Annotated in this window: 15 protein-coding genes; 3 read left to right on the top strand and 12 right to left on the bottom strand. The window is 61.0% G+C overall.

Translation table 11 applies throughout. The features are described 5' to 3' along the window. Window positions 1-197: 197 nt before the first annotated feature. Together gabT and G5306_RS06700 are read right to left on the bottom strand one after the other, a co-directional pair. On the bottom strand, window positions 198-1,487 hold the full coding sequence (gene gabT, locus G5306_RS06705; RefSeq protein WP_421208590.1) for a 4-aminobutyrate--2-oxoglutarate transaminase: 1,290 nt from the start codon (window positions 1,485-1,487) through the stop codon (window positions 198-200). 124 nt (window positions 1,488-1,611) lie between these two features. Then, window positions 1,612-3,075 carry an NAD-dependent succinate-semialdehyde dehydrogenase gene (locus G5306_RS06700; protein ID WP_421208591.1) on the bottom strand — a complete coding sequence of 488 codons (1,464 nt, stop codon included), beginning with the start codon at window positions 3,073-3,075 and terminating at the stop codon, window positions 1,612-1,614. A 418-nt stretch (window positions 3,076-3,493) separates the two neighbouring features. Here G5306_RS06700 and puuR point away from each other — a divergent pair, with 418 nt between their 5' ends. After that, complete coding sequence (puuR, locus tag G5306_RS06695; RefSeq protein WP_337072501.1) at window positions 3,494-4,030, top strand: HTH-type transcriptional regulator PuuR; 537 nt, start codon at window positions 3,494-3,496, stop codon at window positions 4,028-4,030. Between the two features lie 45 nt (window positions 4,031-4,075). Then, entirely contained in the window at window positions 4,076-5,353 is a 1,278-nt protein-coding gene (locus G5306_RS06690; protein WP_216953179.1) for an NAD(P)/FAD-dependent oxidoreductase, read from the top strand. 128 nt (window positions 5,354-5,481) lie between these two features. Here the strand turns inward: G5306_RS06690 and G5306_RS06685 are convergent, their stop codons facing one another. From G5306_RS06685 to tsaA, 6 genes are all read right to left on the bottom strand, one after another. Further along, window positions 5,482-5,730, bottom strand: coding sequence for a DUF3297 family protein (locus G5306_RS06685; RefSeq protein ID WP_005347440.1), 249 nt, complete (start codon window positions 5,728-5,730; stop codon window positions 5,482-5,484). Window positions 5,731-5,936: 206 nt separating this feature from the next. Further along, window positions 5,937-6,425 carry a TIGR00645 family protein gene (locus G5306_RS06680; protein WP_040065876.1) on the bottom strand — a complete coding sequence of 163 codons (489 nt, stop codon included), beginning with the start codon at window positions 6,423-6,425 and terminating at the stop codon, window positions 5,937-5,939. Between the two features lie 181 nt (window positions 6,426-6,606). Beyond that, window positions 6,607-7,989, bottom strand: a complete 1,383-nt coding sequence (locus G5306_RS06675) for an ATP-binding protein (protein ID WP_216953180.1) — start codon at window positions 7,987-7,989, stop codon at window positions 6,607-6,609. Continuing rightward, entirely contained in the window at window positions 7,989-8,663 is a 675-nt protein-coding gene (locus G5306_RS06670) for a response regulator (protein ID WP_216953181.1), read from the bottom strand. The genes G5306_RS06675 and G5306_RS06670 overlap by 1 nt, the downstream gene beginning before the upstream one ends. Window positions 8,664-8,893: 230 nt before the next feature. Then, window positions 8,894-9,442, bottom strand: a complete 549-nt coding sequence (locus G5306_RS06665) for a cytochrome b (RefSeq protein ID WP_064341216.1) — start codon at window positions 9,440-9,442, stop codon at window positions 8,894-8,896. Between the two features lie 288 nt (window positions 9,443-9,730). Continuing rightward, a complete protein-coding gene (gene tsaA, locus G5306_RS06660; protein ID WP_139746419.1) occupies window positions 9,731-10,435 on the bottom strand; it encodes a tRNA (N6-threonylcarbamoyladenosine(37)-N6)-methyltransferase TrmO in 705 nt (234 codons plus the stop codon). A 211-nt stretch (window positions 10,436-10,646) separates the two neighbouring features. Between tsaA and G5306_RS06655 the strand changes: the two genes are divergently transcribed. After that, window positions 10,647-11,642 carry an NAD-dependent epimerase/dehydratase family protein gene (locus G5306_RS06655; protein ID WP_421312607.1) on the top strand — a complete coding sequence of 332 codons (996 nt, stop codon included), beginning with the start codon at window positions 10,647-10,649 and terminating at the stop codon, window positions 11,640-11,642. A 162-nt stretch (window positions 11,643-11,804) separates the two neighbouring features. On the opposite strand, the gene G5306_RS06650 is transcribed toward G5306_RS06655, so the two are convergent. From G5306_RS06650 to cydD, 4 genes are all read right to left on the bottom strand, one after another. After that, window positions 11,805-12,191, bottom strand: coding sequence for a DUF488 domain-containing protein (locus G5306_RS06650; RefSeq protein ID WP_421312606.1), 387 nt, complete (start codon window positions 12,189-12,191; stop codon window positions 11,805-11,807). A 9-nt stretch (window positions 12,192-12,200) separates the two neighbouring features. Then, window positions 12,201-12,572 carry an Rcs stress response system protein RcsF gene (gene rcsF / locus G5306_RS06645; RefSeq protein ID WP_013723982.1) on the bottom strand — a complete coding sequence of 124 codons (372 nt, stop codon included), beginning with the start codon at window positions 12,570-12,572 and terminating at the stop codon, window positions 12,201-12,203. A gap of 174 nt (window positions 12,573-12,746) precedes the next feature. Continuing rightward, complete coding sequence (gene cydC / locus G5306_RS06640) at window positions 12,747-14,477, bottom strand: heme ABC transporter ATP-binding protein/permease CydC (RefSeq protein ID WP_421312605.1); 1,731 nt, start codon at window positions 14,475-14,477, stop codon at window positions 12,747-12,749. Continuing rightward, on the bottom strand, window positions 14,470-16,239 hold the full coding sequence (gene cydD, locus G5306_RS06635) for a heme ABC transporter permease/ATP-binding protein CydD (protein ID WP_421312604.1): 1,770 nt from the start codon (window positions 16,237-16,239) through the stop codon (window positions 14,470-14,472). Before cydD ends, cydC begins: the two co-directional genes overlap by 8 nt. Window positions 16,240-16,255 lie beyond the last annotated feature (16 nt).

Below are 16,255 nucleotides of genomic sequence, written 5' to 3'. Positions count from 1 at the left end.
AATCTCGCTATCTTTTCCGGGGGTGATCCGGCCTCGTTTATGGGTTTGTTCGCTGCACAAAAAAGGACCGGTGAGATGTGGTGATACCGGTCCTTGCAGTGGCGGCGCATTGTGCATTTGCAGGGCCCCCTTGACAAGTAAAAAAGGGGGGCGAAACTGCATTTTTTTGCACAGGTTAGCGATTGCTTTCCTGCTGGTCAGTCCAGCACGGCCTCCAGCGATTTTTCAAGGAGTCGCAACCCTTCGTCAATCACTGCCGCAGGGGCGGTCAGGGGGGCGAGAAAACGGATGACATTTGCGCGCACCCCGCATGAGAGCAGGATCAGACCGCGCTTGCCCGCCTCGGTCACCAGACGTTTGGTTAGGTCGGGATCGGGCCGGCTGGCATCACGTTGTTTCACCAGTTCCATGGCCACCATGGCTCCGGGTCCACGAATTTGACCTATGCAGTCAAAACGCTCGGCTATGCGTTCCAGTCCCGCCTTGATCTGCTCACCTTGCGCCTGGGCCTTCTGGTTGAGCTGCTCCTCTTCGATCACCTGCAACACCGCCAGCGCGGCGGCGCAGGCAATGGGGGAACCGGCATAGGTGCCACCCAGGCCCCCCGGCTTGGCGGCATTCATGATCTCTGCCTTGCCGACTACTGCAGAGAGCGGGAAGCCCCCCGCCAGACTCTTGGCCAGGGTCATGATGTCCGGCTCGATGCCGGCATACTCGGTGGCGAAGGTCTTGCCGGTGCGGCAGAAGCCGCTCTGGATCTCGTCACAGATGAGCAGAATGCCGTGCTGATCGCAGATGCTGCGCAGCTTTTGCATAAAGCTCGCGGAGGCAGGATAGAAGCCCCCTTCTCCCTGTACCGGCTCGATGATGATGGCGGCAACGCGGGAGGGTTCGATGTCGGCGCTGAAGCAGAGATCGAGGGCGTGCAGGGCATCCTCTTCACTTACCCCCAGATAGTCGGCGGGGAAGGGGATGTGGTAGACCTCACCCGGGAAGGGGCCAAAGCCGGTCTTGTAGGGGACCACCTTGCCGGTGAGCGCCATCCCCATCATGGTGCGGCCGTGAAAGCCCCCCTTGAAAGCGATGGTGCCGCTGCGACCGGTATGGGCGCGGGCGATCTTGATGGCGTTCTCGACTGCCTCGGCACCGGTGGAGAGAAACAGGGTGCGTTTCGGGGTCGGGCCGGGCACCAGGGCGTTGAGCTTTTCGGCAAGCTCGATATAGCCCGGGTAAGGGGTGACCTGAAAGCAGGTGTGGCTGAATTTTTCCAGCTGCTCGCGCACCGCCGCCACCACCTTCGGGTGGTTGTGGCCGGTGTTGAGCACGGCGATGCCGGAGGCAAAGTCGATGTAGCGGTTGCCCTCCACATCCCACAGCTCGGCATTTTGCGCACGGTCGATAAAGACCGGCAGCAGGGTGCCGACGCCGTTGACCACGGCCGCTTCACGGCGTGCTTGCCACGCCTTGTTTGATTCTGACTGACTCATCTTTCCTCCCTGAGGGGCCGCAGCCCCGGATATTCCCTGAAAATGTGGTGGGCGATCTGGCGCCCATTACCGCCGAACAGCCCATCGGGCCAGATCGGCGGCCTGTCGTCTCTGTTTTACTGCCCTAGCGAATGGCGCCAAAGCAGAGATATTTGGTCTCCAGATACTCCTCCAGCCCCTCGGCGGCCCCTTCCCGGCCCAGACCTGACTCCTTGATGCCGCCGAAGGGAGCCAGCTCAGTTGAAATGATCCCCTCGTTGATGCCGACCATGCCGTATTCAAGCTGCTCGGCGACGCGCCAGACACGGGCGATATCGCGGCCATAGAAGTAGGCGGCGAGCCCATAAGGGGTATCGTTAGCCAGCGCGATGGCTTCAGCTTCCGTCTCGAAGCGCACCAGCGGGGCGACCGGGCCGAAGATCTCCTCCTGCAGGATGGGGTTGGTTTTATCCACCTTGCCCAAAATGGTGGGTTGGTAGAAGAGGGGGCCGGCGGGGTGGGCTTCGCCCCCCTGCAGCACTTCGGCACCGGCGGCGACTGATTGCTGCACCAACTCGGCCACCTTGCTGGCGGCAGCCGGGTTGATAAGCGGGCCGATCTGGGTGCCCTCCGCCATACCATCTCCCACCTTGAAGGCTCTGACGGCAGCGGTCAGCTTCTCGGCGAAGGCGTCATAGACACTGGCCTGCACCAGAATGCGGTTGGCACAGACGCAGGTTTGCCCGGCGTTGCGGTATTTGGAGGCGAGTGCCCCGGCCACGGCGGCGTCGAGGTCGGCGTCGTCAAAGACGATAAAGGGGGCGTTACCGCCCAGCTCCAGCGACAGCTTTTTCATGGTGTCGGCGCATTGGCGCATCAGCAGCTTGCCGATGCGGGTGGAGCCGGTGAAGGAGAGCTTGCGCACCACCGGATTGCTGCACAGCTCGTTGCCCACCGCGCTCGCCTGATGGCTGGTGACGATATTGATGACACCGGCGGGGATGCCCGCCTGCTCGGCCAACACCGCCAGCGCCAGCGCGCAGAGCGGCGTTTCTGCGGCGGGTTTGATGACGATGGTGCAACCCGCTGCCAGCGCAGGGCCCGCCTTGCGGGTGATCATGGCAATGGGGAAGTTCCACGGAGTGATGGCGGCGACTACCCCGACCGGCTGCTTGATGGTGGCCAGCCGGCGATCGCCGCTAAAACCCGGGATGGTGCGGCCGTAGGCGCGCTTGCCCTCCTCGGCGAACCACTGGATAAAGCTGGCGCCATAGGCCACCTCGCCCTTGGCTTCCGCCAGCGGCTTGCCCTGCTCGCAGGTCATGATGCGCGCCAGCTCGTCGCTATGGGCTGTGATGGCGGCAAACCAGGCGTAGAGCTTGTTGCTGCGCTCCTTGGCGGTCAGCGCAGCCCAGGCGGGTTGCGCCGCGTGGGCGGCCGCGATGGCGCGGCGGGTATCCTCGGCATCCATGTCGGGCACCTGGGTAATGACGGCCCCGCTGGCAGGATTGGTCACCTCGAAGGTGCGGCCGCTGGCGGCCTCGCACCAGTGACCAGCTATATAGGCACGGGATTTGATCAAGCTTTGATTGGAACTGGTAGCGGACATGGCAAGCCTCGATGATGAAACCTGGCAGCAAGGTGGCGATGATGCGGCTCATCCTGTACTGCTGCCGTATAAAATAATAAGCACAGAGAGACCATAAATTGAGCGCAAATGTTTTTCAAGTGTTAAATATATTTGAATTGTTGGTGTGTCGCATGCTAGAAATTGGGCTGTGTAGCGCAGTTTAACCAGATGAACAGGGTATCGCACGATAAGTGGTGTGCAAAATAATGAACGCCAGGCTGTGTAAGATAGCAAACAGTGATGCCATGGCTGGTCCGCTATTTTAACCAGTGGCAACAGGGAGGTGGCCAATGTACCAACGTGACAAGGGAATCGATGGCGGAGGCCTGCCATGAGCGGGGCGCCAACCCAGAGCAGCAGTACCCGCTCCGGTCAGGGGGCTGCACGGCAGGCGAGCATGGGGGAGCGGCTGGCGGCGGTGCGTCATCAACTGGGGCTCTCCCAGCGGAGGGCGGCCGAGCTGAGCGGCCTGACCCACGGTGCTATCTGCATGATCGAGCAGGATAAGGTGAGCCCCTCGGTCGCCTCGCTGCAAAAGCTGCTCACCGTATATGGCTTGCCATTGTCACGCTTTTTTGCCGAAGAGGAGCTGAGTCGCCCGCCGCAGGTGGTGATCAAGGGTGATCAGTTGATCGAGCTGGGCAGTCAGGGGGTCTCGATGAAGCTGGTGCACAACGGCAACAACCGCCGCCAGCTCGGCTTTATGCTGGAGACCTACCCCCCGGGCACCGACACCGGTGGTCAGGTGACCCACCAGGGAGAAGAGGTGGGCACTGTGCTGGAGGGTTCGGTGATCCTGACCGTGGCAGGAGAGAGTTATCAGCTGGAGGCGGGTGACAGCTATGTGATCGACACTGGCGAACCCCACAGCTTCAGCAATCCGTCGGGGGAGACCTGTCGCATCGTCAGTGCCCATACCCCGGCCAGTTTTTAATCTTGGAATAGGGTTTGCCAACCAAACCGGTAAGGAAACAGGATCATGACCGAACATGTAAACAGTTACTACGCAGCCAGCGCCAATAAACACGCGCCCTACCCGACACTGACCGAGCAGCTGGAGTGCGATGTCTGCGTCATCGGGGCGGGGTATACCGGCCTCTCCAGTGCCCTGCATCTGGTGGAGAAGGGCTACAAGGTGGTGGTACTGGAGGCAGCCCGGGTCGGTTTTGGCGCCAGCGGCCGCAACGGCGGCCAAATAGTCAACTCCTACAGCCGCGACATTGATACCATAGAAGCGAACTGCCCGCCTGATCAGGCCAGGCTGCTCGGTTCCATGCTGTTTGAGGGGGGGCAGATCATCCGCGAGCGGATCAAACGCTACAACATCCAGTGCGATCTGCAGGAGGGGGGCGTCTTTGCCGCCGAGACCGAAAAACAGTTCCACGAGCTCAAGGCGCAGCAGGCGCGCTGGCAGAAGTGGGGCAACGACAAGCTGGAGCTGCTCGATGCCAGAGGCGTGCGCGAAGTGGTGGCGAGCGATCGCTACGTCGGCGCCCTGCTCGACAAGAGCGGCGGCCATATTCACCCCCTCAATCTGGCTCTCGGCGAGGCTGAAGCGATCCGCATGCAGGGTGGGCAGATCTTCGAGCAGTCAGCCGTTACCAGCATCACCCCGGGCCAGCCTGCTCTGGTCAAGACAGCCAAAGGAGCGGTGAAAGCGCGCTACATAGTGGTGGCCGGTAACGCCTACCTCGGCAATCTGGTGCCCGAGCTCGCTGGCAAGAGCATGCCCTGTGGCACCCAGGTGATCGCCACCGAGGTGCTGGGGGAGGAGCGGGCCCGCGAGCTGCTGCCGCAGAATTACTGCCTGGAGGATTGCAACTACCTGCTCGACTACTACCGCACCAGCGCCGATCACCGGCTGATCTATGGCGGCGGCGTGGTCTATGGCGCACGGGATCCGGCAGATATCGAGCGGCTGATCATCCCCAAAATGCTCAAGACCTTCCCCCAGCTTAAAGACGTCAAGGTGGAGTACACCTGGACCGGCAATTTCCTGCTCACCCTGTCGAGGCTGCCACAGTTTGGTCGCATCGGCCCCAACATCTACTACATGCAGGGCTACAGCGGCCACGGTGTTACCTGTACCCATCTGGCGGGCAAGCTGCTCTCCGAGGTGCTGAGCGGTCAGGCGGAGCGTTTCGATGCCTTTGCCAAGCTGCCGCACTATCCCTTCCCGGGCGGTCGCCTGTTCCGCATTCCCTTCACCGCCGCGGGCGCCGCTTGGTACACCTTGCGCGATCGGTTGGGGGTATAAGGGCTGCCCGGCGAGAAATATGGTCTGGTGCTGGCGACGATGCGAGCGCAGATGCCAGCACAAATGCCGAAAAACAGAAGGCCACCGCGAGGGTGGCCTTCTGTTTTACCCGAAGCGGGTTGCCGCGATTAGCTGTAATAGGCTTCGACGGTGCCCTTGAGTTTGATCAGGATGGGTTGACCACGGCGATCCAGCGCCTTGGGGGAGGGGATCTTCACCCAGCCTTCACTGATGCAGTACTCCTCGACATCGGTGCGCTCTTTGCCGTTCAGGCGAATACCGATCGGGTGCTCGAAGCAGGCTGCCACATAGTGAGGGCTGCGGGGATTGCAGGAGAGGTGATCCGGCAGAGCCGGTTTGGTGCTGGTATCGCTCATCGATATAACCCGAAATGAATAAAAAGTGGGTCATTGTAGAGAATGCCGCCATGGCATTCAAGGCGGCCACAATACCGGCCAAGGCGGGCGGCCATTTATGTTGGTGACTTGCTTATCCCCGTTGCCAATCCATCCCCAGCTCGGGGCGACCGCTATGCCCGATCCGGATTGCGTTATCGGGCATAGCGTCTATTACAGGCTGACTTCTATTTGCGGGTCAGCTTGTCGAGGTAGCCCATGGCGAAGGCCGAGAGGACAAAGGTGATGTGGATCAGCAGGTACCACTTGATCTTGTCGTTGGGGAGGTTTTCGGCATTCATAAACACCTTGAGCAGGTGAATGGAGGAGATGGCGACAATGGAGGCGGCGACCTTGTTTTTCAGGGAGCCGGCATCGAGCTTGCCGAGCCACACCAGTTTGTCGCTCTCATCCCCTACATCGAGGCGCGAGACGAAGTTCTCATAGCCGGAAAACATCACCATCACGATAAGTCCCCCCACCAGGGTGATATCGATCAGCGACAGTGTGACCAGCACCAGATCCACCTCTTTCATCTCCAGTATGTTGGGCAGGATATGGAGGATCTCCTGAAAGAATTTCACCCCCAGTGCCAGCAGTATGAGGCTGAGCCCAAGATAGATGGGGGCCATGATCCAGCGGGATGCGTACATCAATCTTTCAAACATGTTTTCCATAGTGCGATTAAAGATCCATCAAATGGTTAACAAACGAGTCGGCCATAGCTTAACCGAGATGCCTCACATCTCAAGCATCTCGATAGCATATTGCTGAATTGGGTGGTGCCAGGCAGGATTTTTTAACCCCGGGGAGGGCGATGGAGCGGTTGGCAGGGCTCGTGGCCTTGCCCATCCGGTGTCAGGGAAGATCCAGGGTAAAGCGGGCACCGCCGAGGGGAGATTCATCGACCCGGATCTGGCCGCCGTAGCTGTGAACGATCTCGGTCACGACAGCCAGACCGATGCCCTGGCCGGGCGAGCTGTCAGCGCGCACGCCACGCTGAAAGATCTGCTCCGATTTGGCCGGATCGATGCCCGGGCCATCATCTTCTACCTCGATGCGTAACCGATCGAGATGGCGGCGTACTGTCACCTTCACTTCGCTGATGGCAAATTTGCAGGCGTTGTCGAGCAGGTTGCCCATCAGTTCCATCAGATCGCCCTGTTCGCCGTGGAAGAGGGCATCATCATCGAACTGGAAGTGGGTCTGCAGCTTCTTGTGGCGATAGACCTTGGCCAGACTGGCCAGCAGCTTCTCGATGAGCGGTACCGGCTCGGTGCCCTTGCTGGCGAGGCGCTGGCGACCGGTGACGGCTCGTCTGAGTTGGTACTGGATCATCTGATCCATGGTGAGGATCTGTTCATTGATGTTGTCGTGGATCTCCCTCCCCAGCTTCATTTCGCGGGTGGTGATCTGGATCAGCGCCAGCCGTGTTTTCAGGCTGTGAGCGAGATCGTTGAGGGCATGCTGGTAGCGCTGGGTCTGCTGGCGTTCGTTCTCCAGCAACTGGTTGATGGAGTCGGTCAGCGGGGCCAACTCCCGTTCAAAATCATGGGCGATAGCATCCCGCTTGCCTGCCCGGATGTCGTCGAGCTGATTGGCGATAGTGCGCAGGGAGCGGAGGCTCCAGAAGGTGGTGAGCAGCAGCAGCCCGGCCAGCAGCAGATAGGCGAGCAACGCCTGTTTGGCCGTCTGGTAGAGGTAGGCGCGGGACTCTTCGTGATAGCGTTTGGCCGAGTCAATCATCACCACGTAGTAGGCTGTGGTGCCGCTGCCGGGATTGCGGGTAAAACGCAGGCTGTAGACGAAGTAGCTCTCGCCGTTCTTGATGGTGTGCTTCTTGAAGAAGTAGTCGAGATCCATTCCCCCCAGATACTTCATCAGGTCCCGACAGATGGTCTGTTTGGCCTTGATCACCTCCGGCATATGGAGGCTCGACCAAATCAGCTCGCCATCGGCACGACAGATCAGCGTATCGAGATTGCTGTTACTGACCTGGCGGGAAATGCGTCCGATCTCGGTGGCTTCGCTGTTGACTGGCTTGGTAGAGGAGAACATCTTGGCAAGGTTCTCCTGCATGCCGGCGCTCGCCTTCTGGCTCTGCTCCTCCATATGGCCGAGGTATAGGGCATAGACGGCGAACCCCATGCTCAGTGCGATGACCAGCAGCGAACTGAGCAGCAGTTTGATGTGCAGAGAGCTGCGGAGCATCCTGATGGGACGTGGCAGATGAAACTGCATCAGCTACAGGAGAGGTTGAAGATGTAGCCCTGACGACGGATGGTCGAGATGGGTTGAATCGTCCCTTCCGGATCTAGCTTTTTGCGCAGGCGGCTCACCATCACCTCTATGGTGTTGGGATCCCCCTCTCCATCGCCGTAGAGCTGGTCGAGTAACTGCTGCTTGGAGACCACCTGACGGGCGTTGCGCATCAGGTACTCCAGAATCAGGTATTCAAAGCTGGTGAGCACTGCCACTTCACCGTCGATGGTCAGCTCCTTGCGGGAGAGATCCAGCTCGTAATCACCGGCCTTCACTCTGGGGGAGATAAAGCCGGCGCTGCGGCGCATCAAGGCATTGAGGCGGGCCAGCAACTCATCTTTCTGGAACGGTTTGACCAGATAGTCATCAGCCCCCGCCTCCAGTCCTTCGACCTTGTCCTGCCAGTTGCCACGGGCGGTCAGCACAATGATGGGGAAGGGGATCTGCCGTTCGCGCAGTTGGCGGATCAACTGCAAGCCATCCATATCGGGCAGACCGAGATCGATGATCGCCACATCAATGGGGTAGTCGGCGGCATAGTGCAACGCAATTCCGGCCTGATCGGTGCTGTATACCTGATTGTTGGCTTCGGTCAGCAGAGAGGAGAGGTGGTGATTGAGCAGCTTGTCGTCTTCGACCAACAGAATTTTCATGATGTGAACGGTCATAGGGGTCCAGACTGTCAATTAGAAAGTGTATGTCGCTTTGAGTCAATTCGAATCCTATCGTGCAGCTCCTGTATCGGGACTGAATCATAAGGCGTTCTGCTTGTAGAGACCTGTCAGAGGCCTGAGCAGTGGGCCGCTTCAGAGACACCGGTCTTGTCGCGTTCAAAAAACAGAAGGGGCAATGTGTGCCCCTTCTGTTTTTGTTCTGCTGCTTGTTAGCTGCGGCGTGGCGGCAGCATATTGGTGAGGGTGTTGTCTTTGAGAATATGGTGGTGATAGAGGGCCGCCACCGTGTGCAGGCCGATCAGGGCGTAACCGATATTGCCCAGCGTCTCGTGTACCTCCTTGATCAGCCCCTTGAGGTCCGGACTTGGGGAGAGCAGGGCAGGCAGCTCAAGCCCGAAGAAGGGGATGGGCTTGCCCGCGGCGCTCAGCAGCAGCCAGCCAAACAGCGGGGTGAGAATAAGAAAACCGTAGAGGGCGAGGTGGGCCAGTTTTGCCAGCTTGTGCATGACTGGGGAGAGCTCGGGCACGATGCGCGGCGTCGGGCTCATCCAGCGCAGGGCCAGTCTGACAAACACCAGGGCGAAGATAAGCAGCCCCAGCATAAAGTGCCACTCCTTCATCAGATCCCGGCCAGGGTCCCCTTTGGGGAAGATATCGCGAAATTCGATCAGGGCGTAGACGGCGATCATGGCCCACAGGGTCAGCCAGTGCAGCCCGATATTCAGGGTGCCATAACGTTGTTCACTGTTCATCAGCATAGGTTTGTTCCTTCGAAGTGCTGTCACATCCGTGTGGCATCCCCGCACTCAAACGTGTCGGAGCGAGGCCAGATCCTTTGGCGGCAACCGTCGGGCTGCCATGCTTGCCATACATCGATAGCCTGCTGCTGGCCTCAGTCAGAGAGGAGATGCCCTCTGCTGTCTGCATGGTATCACTGGCAAACGGGTGAATAGTCTGATCAATGCCACACAATTTACAGGCTCATTAAGCCCCTTGTGACGTGAAGAAGGCGTGAAATAGCATCAGTGATGTCGGCCCGCCAAGGTTCAGGCGGGCTCGATGGCCAGCACCACGCAATCCGGCTCGCTGATGCGAAAACGGACGTTGCAGTCAAACAGCCGTACCCCGTACTCCTTCTCATCGGGCTTGCCCTTCTTGTAGGCGGGGCGTGGATCTTGCGCCAGCACTTCGCTCACCAGCTGGCGTAGCTCGGGGTGAGCCTTGAGCCAGGGTTGTAGTTGTTGCTCGGCCTCGGCACTGAAACTCACAGCCAGCGGCGGGGTGGGCGCGCCGGGGGCAAAGCCACCACGGGCATCCGGCAGGCTGTCGGCATAGGGAATATAAGGCTTGATATCGACGATGGGGGTGCCATCGAGCAGATCCACCGCCCCCAGCTCCAGCCACAGCTTGCCCCGCTCACGGCCGATCCCGTGCAACTCGACCACCGAGAGCCCTAGCGGATTGGGGCGGAAGGTGGAGCGAGTGGCAAAAACCCCGACCCGCTCGTTGCCGCCAAGGCGTGGCGGGCGCACCGTCGGGTGCCAGCCCTGCGCCATGGTCTGGTGAAAGACGAAGCTGAGCCACAGATGGGAGAACTGCTCGATGCCGCGCAGCACATCCGGCTGATCGTAAGGGGGGAGCAGCTCGAGGCGGGCGCGGGCCGATTTGACCAGACCGGGCTGGCGGGGGATGGCGAACTTCTCCTTGTAGGGAGAGCGGATGATCCCGAGGGTGTCGATTTCGAACTTCATGGCGGATCCTGACTGAAAACCCCGGCAATTTAGCACAGGCGGCCCCAAAACGCAGGCTCGGCCTCGATACGCCCTTTTCTGCGGCGCTGCCGTGATCCCTGTCCCATCCCGGCCAGTCGGGGGCTGTGCCATGCCGTCAAGTTGCGTAGGGTGGAGGCAACTGGCGTGTCAGGATGAAATGTGCGCACTCGCGCCGAAGGGAGGGAGAGGGATGAAACTGCTGATTATCGGTGGCACCAGTTTTTTGGGGCGCCACCTCACCGCGCTCGCGCTGGATTGGGGCCATGAAGTGACTCTGTTCAACCGTGGCCTGCACCAGCATCCGGATTGGCGCGATCTGGTGCAGCTCACCGGTGACAGGGACAATAGCCTGAGCGCCCTGCAAGGGGCCGGGTTGCAGTGGGATCTCGTCATCGATACCTGTTGCTATCGCCCCGAGCAGGCGGCAAGCCTCTCGGCCGCCTTGCGCGGGCGCTGCGCGCGGCTGATCTTTATCTCCACCATCAGCGTCTATCGCGATTTCTCACTGCCCGGAATGGATGAGTCGGCGCCGCTGCATGCTATCCCCGAAGGGGAAATGCCCACTGACTATGGCCCCCTCAAGGTGTTGTGCGAGCAGGAGTATCGCGCCCGCTGGGGTGAGCGGCTTTGCATCTTGCGCCCGGGCGTGCTGTGTGGCCCCCATGATCCCACCGGTCGCATGGCCTGGTGGATTAAGCGGGTGCTGCAGGGTGGGCCCTGGTTGTTGCCGGGCAGTGGCGAGGATCGCTTGCAGTATCTCGATGTGCGCGACTGCGCCGAGTTTGTGTTGCGCGCGGCCGAGCAGCAGTTGGGGGGCATATTCAACCTGCTCAAACCCGGTATTACCTTGAGTGACTGGCTGGAGCGGCTGAGCGCCCGGTTGCAGCCCACTCGCCCCATCCAGCCCGAGTGGCTGCCCTGGCCCACCCTGATGGCGGCCGGTATCGAGCCCTGGCAGAGCTATCCCACCCTGCTGCCCTGCGCGCAGGCGGAGTTTGCCGGTTACGGCTCTATAAGCGCCGAGGCGGCCATCGTCCACGGGTTGAACTTCCGGCCGCTGGAGGAGACCGCCGCCGACCTTGCCCACTGGCTGGCCATCGAGCCTGCCGCCGGGGTAGCGGAACATGCCATGACTCAGGCCGAGGAGGCTTTGCTGCGGCAGCAGCTGCTGGAGCCCAGTTTGTAATAAGAGAGAGTGCATCGAGCCGCTGCTGTCGAAAATTGCTGCAATAGCGCGAACATAACGAGAGAGGGCATCCTGCGGGATGCCCTCTCTGTCTATCCATGCCTGATGGTTGCCGAATAGAGGCTGACGCGATTCCCCGTCCCATCGCTGTCGCTCACCGAGTTAGCGGATGGCGGCCCCAGCGGCTACCAGCAGCTCTTTCAAGATGGCGCGATGGCAGCGGGACTCCTGCGCGCAGTAACAACCCACCGATAGATTGGTGGTGTGGGAGAGGGCGGCCAGCAGCGCCAGATCGTGCCTGGCGGCAGGTTGCGCCATCTCGGTCTTGTACTGCTTGCCAAACGCCGCCCACTGGGCGGGTGTCTCGGCTGCCTGCCCCAGCTTCATGGTCTCGCTGCTGGGGGCCAGATTGGGGAACCAGACATCGTACCAATGCTGGCTGGCAAATTCGCTCTTGGGTATGCCGCGGGGCGGGCGGCGCACAGTGCCGATCCGCAGCCCCTCATCGGGCAGGCGCGGGCTGCCAAGGCGAACGATAGCGAGGGCCATGACAGTGGGTTACTTCTCTTCGGCCACTTTCAGCGCCTGCCCGTAGCAGATCACCTGTTTCAGGCAGCCCGGGGTGTCGCTGAATTCGGCACACTTGTCGATGGTGACGCCGTTGCCGCCCATGTCGGCGGCGCGGCGGCGGGCCAGGGTGCGCGCTTCACCGGCGTTGGGCACCGGCTGGTTGGCATCGGCCTGGCAGGATTCACCCTCGATGGTACCGAGGTAGAGGTAGTTGAGGTCAGCCAGCTCATCCTGCTCATAGATGCGCACGCTACCGGGTTTGAAGTATTCGTCGAAGTTCTCTTTATCCAGATTGCTGTTGAAGGCGTAGTTGGCACAGCCGGAGGCAATCAGGGGCATCATCAGGATCAGGCGTTTCATCGTCTCGTATCTTGTGTCGGTGATGAGGACAGTAGAAATGCGCAGGCGCTCCATGTCGGCATCTTGTTGAATAATGAGGGGGACATTATAGGGGCCAGCCGCCTGCGGCGACCAGCCCCGTTTTACGCCCGGTTGTCAGGGTGTGAGCCCCATCAGGCTGATATCAGCCTGATATCAAACCGGTGCCAGCCGCTGATAGAGACTGCGGTAGTAATCATCCGCCAGCAGCTCGTTGTGAGGGGCGCAGAGGCGGATCTGTCCCTCTTCCATCAGGGCAATCCGGTCCATCTGCTCCATCCCCAGCAAGCGGTGGGAGATGAGCAGCAAGGTGCGATCTGCCCCGAGCCGGAACAGCAGATCCATGATCTCCCGCTCGGTCTGGCTGTCTAGCCCTTCGGTCGGTTCGTCCAGCAGCCAGAGCGGCGCATCGTGCAGCAGGGCACGGGCGATGCCGATACGGCGACGCTCACCACCGGAGAGGGGGCGGCCGCCGTCACCGAGCCAGGCGTCGAGGCCCGCCTCATCTTCCAGCAGATTGGCCAGTCCGACCTGGGTCAGCACCGCAATCAGCTGCTCGTCAGAGGCGGTCGGGGCGGCCAGTTTGAGGTTGCCCCGCAAGGTATCGGCAAACAGATGCACCCGCTGGCTCACCACCGAGATGGAGGCGCGCAGCGCCCCTTCGCTATAGTCGGTGAGCGGCTTGCCACCCAGCAGGATCTTGCCAGCCTGCGGGCTCCACTCCCGGGTCAGCAGCCCCATCAGGGTCGATTTGCCGCAGCCGGTCTGGCCCAGCAGCGCCAGCTTCTCACCGGCGTGCAGTTGCAGGGTGCAGCCACGCAGCACCGGTTGGGGGTTGCCGGGGTAGCCAAAATAGAGGTCATTGATCTGCAGCGCGCCAGCGGTAGCGTGGGTCTGTTCGTCGCCCCACATGGGGGCTTTTGCTTCTTGCAGGATCTCGTTCAGGCGGCGTGCCGAGGTGAGGCTGGTGGAGAGGTGCTGGAAAGCCCCCGCCAGCGGCATCAGAGCCTCGAAGCTTGCTAGGGTGGCAAAGACCATCAATGCGGTAATCGGGTCGGGCGCAGCACCCGCCACACCATGACCGGCCAGCCAGAGCATCAGGGTTAGGGTCCAGCCGCTCAGCAGTTGCACCGAGAAGTTGGCCAGCCCGCTCACCTTGGCCATCCGGGCCTGCGCGGCGAGCAGCGCCTGTTCGGCTTGTTGCAGCTCAACCAGCGCCTTGGGGGCGGCGGCAAACATCTGCAGCTCGGCCTGACCATCCAGATAGTCCACCATCCGGGTACGCAGGGTTGATTTTTCCGCAATCAGCGCCTGACCGGGGCGACGGCCGAGGAAATAGAACACCAGCGGCAGGGCAATCATGCCAAACAGCAGAATGGCTCCCAGGGTAAGGGCGAGGCGACTGTCGAAAAACGACAGGAAGAAGACCAGTCCGGCAGTGCTGAGCAGGGCCGCGCCTATGGGGGTGATCAGCCGCAGATAGACGTGGTCCATCGCATCGATGTCGGCCACCAGTCGGTTGAGCAGATCCGCCTGACGGAAACCGGCCAGGGTACCTGTGGAGAGCGGCGAGAGTTTCTGCCAGAACCAGACCCGCAGTCGGGTCAGCACCCGGAAGGTGGCATCATGGCTCACCACCCGCTCACCCCAGCGACCGGCGGTGCGAACGATGGAGAAGAAGCGCACCCCACCGGCGGGGGTCATGTAGTTAAAGGCATGGGTCGTCGCAACGGTCATCCCCGCCACGGCGGCGGCAGAGAGGAACCAGCCGGAGAGGGAGAGCAGCCCCATGCCGGCGGCCAGGGTCACCAGCGCCAGCAGCAAACCAATGGTGAGGCTGAGCCAGTGTTGGCGATAGAGGCGCAGAAACGGCAACAGATCACTCATCGAGAGAACCTCCGGAACGTTGGGAGAGCAGGCGGGCAAAAGGCCCCTGCCCAGAACTAAGTTGCTGGAAGTTGCCTTGCTCCACCAGCTGGCCGCGGGCCAGCACCATTATCTTGTCCATCTTGGTAAGCTGGTCGAGGCGGTGGGTGATCATCAGCAAGGTCTGGCCAGCCATCACTTGCTCAATGGTGGTCATGATGGCGCGTTCGGAGTGGCGATCCAGACTGGCGGTCGGCTCATCGAGCACCATCAGCTGGGTTGATTTGAGCAGGGTACGGGCCAGTGCGAGGCGCTGAGCCTGACCGACCGAGAGGCCGCCCGCCTGATCGCCGACCGGATAGTCGAGCCCCTTCTCCATGGCAAATTCCCACGCCTGCGCCCGTTTCAGGGCATCTTCCAGCTCGGCATCGCTGGCCGTTGGCTTGGCCAGCAGCAGGTTGTCGCGCAAGGAGGCGTGGAACAGCTGCGGGTTTTGCGAGAGCCAGCCTAACTGCAGGCGCCACTGGCTCATGTCGAGGGTGGCGAGCTCCTGTCCGTTGACCTTGAGTTCACCGCGATAGGGGGCAAAGCCGAGCAGGGCGTTGACCAGCGAGCTCTTGCCTGCGCCGCTGACGCCGATGAGGGCGGTACGTGAACCGGCTTCCAGGGTGAAGTCGATGGGGCCGACCAGCACCTTGCCCTCGGCGCTCAGCACTTCAAGGCCTTTTGCTTCTACCTTGACCGGGCTGTCGGCATGGAATGGCGCTGTGCCTGCGGCCGGTTCGCTCACCTCGGCTTCGAGGAATTCAAGCAGCTGTTCGGCGGCGCCAATGGCCTGCGCCTTGGCGTGGTAGTGGGCACCCAGTTCCCGCAGCGGGGCATAGAACTCGGGGGCGAGAAACAGCACGAACAGGCCGGTAAAGAGGGTGACCTTGACCCCATAGCTACCAAAGTTCAGATGGTCGATATAAGAGAAGCCGAAGTAGACGGCGACCAGCGCCACTGAAATAGCGGCGAAGAACTCCAGCACGGCGGTGCTCAAAAACGCCAGGCGCAGCACTTCCATGGTGCGCTCGCGAAAATCTTCCGAGGCGTCGCGAATGGCGTCACCTTCCGCTTGGGTCCGCATAAAGAGTTGCAGGGTACGCAGCCCCTTCAGGCGATCGAGGAAGTGGCCGGAGAGACGGGCCAGCGCCTGAAAATTGCGGCGGTTGGCATCGGCGGCGCCCACACCCACCAGGATCATAAAGATGGGGATGAGGGGCGCCGTGCCCAGCAGGATCAGACCTGCCGCCCAGTTGACCGGGAATACAGCCACCAGAATCACCACCGGAATAAAGACGGCGATGGCCATCTGTGGCAGATAGCGGGAGAAGAAATCCTGCATGTTTTCAATCTGTTCCAGCAACAGGCTGGCCCAGCTACCGGCCGGACGGCGCTGGATATAGGCAGGGCCGAGACGACCCAAGCGAGTGAGCACCAGCTGGCGGATGGTCTGGCGCACAGCACTGCCCGCCCTGAAACTGGCCACTTCGCGGCCATAGGCCAGCGCCGCTTTGCCAAGCGTCACCAGCAGCAGGGTAATAAAGAGTGTGATGGATTGCTCGGGCGTTGAGTCTTCGATGATAAAGCCGTGCAACAGGGTCGCCAGCAGCCAGGCTTGCGCCACCATCAGAATGCCTTGGCCAAGGCCAAAAGCGATGGATATCGTGATCCAGCGGCGACCGTGACTCGATTGCTTGCGCAACCAGCCATAGAGACGTTTTTGCGTTTTTTTATCCATTACCACCATCCTCGCT

The organism is Aeromonas sp. 603404, assembly GCF_049171775.1.
Taxonomy (GTDB): Bacteria; Pseudomonadota; Gammaproteobacteria; order Enterobacterales; family Aeromonadaceae; genus Aeromonas; species Aeromonas veronii_A.
Note: the sequence above shows the minus strand (reverse complement) of the source record. Positions and strands in the feature narration are given on the sequence as shown.